This is a genomic window from Streptomyces sp. NPDC101152, from assembly GCF_044768275.1.
Classification (GTDB): Bacteria; Actinomycetota; Actinomycetes; order Streptomycetales; family Streptomycetaceae; genus Streptomyces.
Map to the genome: position 1 here is coordinate 1 of NZ_JBIWPO010000120.1, position 5,056 is coordinate 5,056.

Genomic DNA, 5,056 nt, shown 5'->3' on the forward strand with positions numbered 1-5,056 from the left:
GGCCGGTCAGCGCCGACAAGATGCTGCGGCGCAACCTGACGATCTACGGCATCGGCGGGCTGATCGCGCCCTTCATCGGCATCAAGATCATCGACCTGCTCATCTCCCTCATCCCCGGAATCGGCTGATCGCCATGAACAACTCCGTATCCAGCACGCTCCGGTTGCTCGGCGCGGGCCTGCGGGCCCTCCTCGTGCTGACCCTGGTGACCGGCGTCATCTACCCGCTCGTCGTCACCGGCGTGGCCCAGGCGCTGTTCCACGACAAGGCGAACGGCTCCGAGGTCAAGGCGGACGGCAAGGTCGTCGGCTCGTCCCTGATCGGGCAGTCGTACAACCTGCCGCTGAAGAAGGGGCAGCAGACCCCGGACCCCGACCTGAAGTGGTTCCAGGGCCGCCCGGCCAACGGGCTCGGCGCCAACAGCGTCAACACGCAGTACAAGCTGCTGCTGTCCGGCGCGACGAACCTCTCGGCCGACAGCAAGGTCCTGATCCAGCAGGTCAAGGACGCCAAGGCGGCCGTCGTCAAGGACAACTCGGTGCCCGGCTACACGGTCACGCCATCCCAGGTGCCCGCCGACGCGGTCACGTCCTCCGGCTCCGGTCTCGACCCCGACATCTCCCCGGCCTACGCGGAGATCCAGGTCCACCGGGTCGCCGCGAAGAACGGACTGCCGCTCGCCCAGGTCGAGAAGCTGGTCAAGAACCACACCGAGGGGCGCACGCTCGGCTTCATCGGGGAGCCCCGGGTGAACGTCCTGGAACTCAACATCGCGCTCAAGGGCCTTGTGGCAAAGCACTGATGGGATGACGCGACATGCGAGGGAGTTGGCGGCCTGGAATCATCGCGGGTCCGTCAACTCCCGCCGTCATGACGTCGGTTGCCTCGCGTCCGGCGCCGCCCGGCCCGACGCACGACAGGAAGGGCACGCACCCATGACCAGGGTGTTGGTGGTGGAGGACGACCCGCAGCTCGTGCGGGCCCTCGTGATCAACCTGCAGGCGCGGAAGTACGGCGTCGACGCCGCGCCTGACGGGGCCACGGCACTGCGGCTGGCCGCCGCCCGTCAGCCCGATGTGGTGATGCTCGACCTCGGGCTGCCCGACATGGACGGCGTCGACGTCATCAGGGCCCTGCGCGGCTGGGCCCGGGTGCCGATCCTGGTCCTGTCCGCCCGGCAGGGGTCCGAGGAGAAGGTCGCCGCGCTCGACGCCGGCGCGGACGACTACATCACCAAGCCGTTCAACATGAACGAGCTCCTCGCCCGGTTGCGGGCGGCCGTCCGTCGAACCGAGGACACTCCGCTCGTCCCGGAGACGACACTGGTCGAGACCGGGGACTTCAGCATCGACCTGTTCGCCAAGAAGGTGGTCCGGGACGGACGGGACGTGCGGCTGACGCCGACCGAATGGCACCTGCTGGAGATCCTGGTGACCAACCCCGGCCGGCTGATCACGCAGAAGCACCTCCTGCAGGAGGTCTGGGGCGTCTCCCAGAGCACCAAGACCAACTACCTGCGGGTCTACATGGCTCAGCTGCGACGCAAACTGGAGACGGACCCCGCCCACCCCCGCTATCTGATCACCGAGCCCGGCATGGGCTACCGCTTCGAGGGATGACATGGCACGCGGAAAACTCCGGATCTACCTCGGCGCGGCGCCCGGCGTCGGCAAGACCTACGCCATGCTCTCCGAGGCCCACCGAAGGATCGAGCGTGGCACCGACTGTGTCGTCGCGTTCGTGGAACACCACCACCGGCCACGCACCGAGGTGATGCTGCACGGCCTGGAGGAGATCTCGCGCAAGGAGATCGAGTACCGGGGCAGCACCTTCACCGAGATGGACGTGGACGCCGTGCTGCGGCGCGCTCCCGCCGTCGCGCTGGTCGACGAACTTGCCCACACCAACATCCCCGGCTCCCGCAACACCAAGCGCTGGCAGGACGTCGAGGAGCTGCTGGCAGCCGGGATCGACGTCGTGTCGACCGTCAACATCCAGCATCTGGAGTCCCTCGGCGATGTCGTGGAGTCGATCACGGGGGTGCGGCAGCGGGAGACCGTGCCGGACGAGGTGGTACGCCGGGCCGACCAGATCGAGCTGGTCGACATGTCGCCGCAGGCGCTGCGCCGCCGTATGGCGCACGGCAACATCTACAAGCCGGACAAGGTCGACGCGGCCCTGTCCAACTACTTCCGGCCCGGCAACCTCACCGCGCTGCGGGAGTTGGCGCTGCTGTGGGTGGCCGACCGGGTCGACGCGTACCTGACCGAGTACCGCAGCGCGCACCATGTCTCGACCATCTGGGGCTCGCGCGAGCGGATCGTGGTCGGCCTGACTGGCGGCCCTGAGGGGAGCACCCTGATCCGTCGTGCGGCGCGGCTCGCGGAGAAGGGGGCCGGTGGCGAGGTGCTGGCCGTCTACATCTCGCGCAGCGACGGCCTGACTGCCGCCTCCCCGAAGGAGCTGGCCGTTCAGCGGACCCTGGTGGAGGACTTGGGCGGCACCTTCCACCAGGTCGTCGGCGATGACATTCCGGTCGCGCTGCTGGACTTCTCCCGTGGGGTGAACGCCACCCAGATCGTCCTGGGCGTCTCCCGTCGCCGCAGCTGGCAGTACGCTTTCGGGCCGGGCGTCGGCGCCACGGTCGCCCGCGACTCCGGCCCCGACCTCGACGTCCACCTGATCACGCATGACGAGGCGGGCAAGGGCCGCGGACTGCCGGTGGCACGCGGGGCGCGCCTCGGACGGGCCCGGGTCATGTGGGGCTGGCTTGTCGGCGTGCTCGGTCCGGTCGTCCTCACCTGGCTCCTCACCAGCGCAATCCCGAGCGTCGGCCTTGCCAACGACATGCTGCTGTTCCTCACCCTGACGGTGGCGGCGGCCCTGGCCGGCGGGCTGTTGCCGGCGCTGGCTTCGGCGGTCGTGGGTTCCCTGCTGCTCAACTGGTACTTCACTCCGCCCGTCCACACCCTGACCATTTCCGACCCGAAGAACATCGTTGCCATCGCCATCTTCGTCGGGGTCGCTGTCTCCGTTGCCTCGGTGGTGGACCTGGCTGCTCGGCGCACGCACCAGGCCGCCCGGCTGCGCGCGGAGTCCGAGATCCTGTCCTTCCTCGCGGGCAACGTGCTGCGTGGCGAGACCGGCCTGGAGGAGCTGTTGGAGCGGGTGCGCGAGACGTTCGGTATGGAGTCGGCGGCCTTGCTGGAACGGGCCGGCGAGACCGATCCGTGGACCTGTGCGGGCAGCGTGGGACCGAGGCCCTGTCAGGACCCGGACGACGCGGACGTCGACGTACCGGTCGGTGACCACATGTCTCTGGCGCTCTCAGGTCGCGTGCTGCTGGCCGCCGACCGTCGGGTGCTCGCTGCCTTCGCCGCCCAGGCAGCCGTCGTCCTGGACCGTCAGCGCCTGCGGCAGGAGGCCGACCAGGCCAAGGAACTGGCTGAGGGCAACCGCATCCGCACCGCACTGCTCGCCGCCGTCAGCCACGACCTGCGCACCCCCCTCGCGGGCATCAAGGCGGCCGTCACCTCCCTGCGTTCCGACGACGTCGAGTGGTCCGAGGAGGATCAAGCAGACCTGCTGGAGGCCATAGAAGAGGGAGCGGACCGCCTCGACAACCTGGTCGGCAACCTCCTCGACATGTCCCGGCTCCAGACTGGCACCGTCACGCCGATCATCCGCGAGACCGACCTCGACGAGGTCGTCCCCATGGCCCTGGGCGCCGTTCCCGAGGACAGCGTGGAGCTGGACATCCCGGAGACACTGCCCATGGTCCATGTGGACCGGGGACTGCTGGAGCGGGCTGTCGCCAACGTCGTCGAGAACGCCGTCAAGTACAGCCCACCGCAGGAGAAGGTCCTCGTCTCGGCCAGCGCCATCGCCGACCGCGTCGAAATACGCGTGGTGGACCAGGGCCCCGGCGTTCCCGACGACGCCAAGGACCGCATCTTCGAACCTTTCCAGCGCTACGGCGACTCCCCGCGCGGCAACGGCGTCGGACTCGGCCTCGCCGTCGCCCGCGGCTTCGCGGAAGCCATGGGCGGCACCCTGAGCGCCGAGGACACCCCCGGCGGCGGCCTCACGATGGTGCTCAGCGTTCCGACGGCACCGCAGCGTGCGCAGGAGGCGCCGGACCTGCCGGCCGCGGCGACGTCCTGACGGGCGGGAGCGGGGGCTCAGCCTCCGGGTGGCAGGGCCTGCCGGCCATGGCCGCCTGGGACGGGCGGGGCCCGGGACCTCAGATCTCGGGCGGCACGGTCTCGAACTCCTTCTCCACGTGCCCGGTGTCCAGCCGCAGCCGCCAGGCGTTCCGGCGGTGTGCGGCGGCCAGCGCGGCCTCCAACGGCGAGGGCGGCACCGCGAGGACCGGACAGGTGGCGTGCGCGAGGCAGTAGCGGCCGACCGACGGCCGCAGCGTGCGCCGCAGGGGGCCATGCCGCCCGGCGCCGACGACGAGGAGATCGTCCTCCCGGTCGGCCATCGCGACGAGCGCCCGACCCGGGGCACCGCCGCGAGCGCGGCGAGCTCCTCCAGCAGCTCGCTGGACAGACCATTCGGCGACACCGGCATCGACTTCACGTCGGCACCCTGGACACTGCTGGCGGCCACGGCAAGCGACACGCTGCTGGAGGTCTCGATCCGGTGATCCATCGTCGTACTCATCAGGTGACTCCTTCGTGGAGGCTCACAAATGACACTCCCTCTCACTGGACTTGAAATCTTCCGGGGGGCGATGGCGGCCAGGAGCGGCAGGAGTTCCCATCTGTTGTCGAGGCGGTTGCACAGCCAGGAGCGGATGCCGACAGGGTCGGTGTGTCGCCACATCCGGATCAGGGCCGGTGCGCGGGAGGCGTTGACTAACTGGTCAGGGTGGGTTGACGTTGTTTCAGGTTCACTGGTTCGGTCGTTGCCTGGTTGGTGGAGTGCTCCTCCTCGAACTCGATGGGGGCTGAGGTAGCTAAGAGCTCGCGCAGATAGGCGCACTCATGGGCGGTGGTTCGGGCGGTCGTCCCAGCGGTGGGTGGTCCACGCGCGGCGGATTAGGCTACGG

Annotated in this window: 3 protein-coding genes and 1 pseudogene; 3 read left to right on the forward strand and 1 reads right to left on the reverse strand. The window is 69.4% G+C overall.

Features of this window, described 5'->3' with window-relative positions; genetic code table 11:
- Positions 1 to 133: 133 nt before the first annotated feature.
- The 3 genes from ACIRVK_RS45220 (at position 134) to ACIRVK_RS45230 (ending at position 4,164) form a co-directional block, all read left to right on the forward strand.
- A complete protein-coding gene (locus tag ACIRVK_RS45220; protein ID WP_404257965.1) occupies positions 134 to 802 on the forward strand; it encodes a potassium-transporting ATPase subunit C in 669 nt (222 codons plus the stop codon).
- Positions 803 to 935: 133 nt separating this feature from the next.
- On the forward strand, positions 936 to 1,619 hold the full coding sequence (locus ACIRVK_RS45225; RefSeq protein WP_404257967.1) for a response regulator: 684 nt from the start codon (positions 936 to 938) through the stop codon (positions 1,617 to 1,619).
- Between the two features lies 1 nt (position 1,620).
- A complete protein-coding gene (locus ACIRVK_RS45230; RefSeq protein ID WP_404257969.1) occupies positions 1,621 to 4,164 on the forward strand; it encodes an ATP-binding protein in 2,544 nt (847 codons plus the stop codon).
- Positions 4,165 to 4,243: 79 nt separating this feature from the next.
- On the opposite strand, the pseudogene ACIRVK_RS45235 reads toward ACIRVK_RS45230, so the two are convergent.
- A pseudogene (locus ACIRVK_RS45235) lies at positions 4,244 to 4,513 on the reverse strand (universal stress protein); the annotation flags it as partial.
- Positions 4,514 to 5,056: the final 543 nt, after the last annotated feature.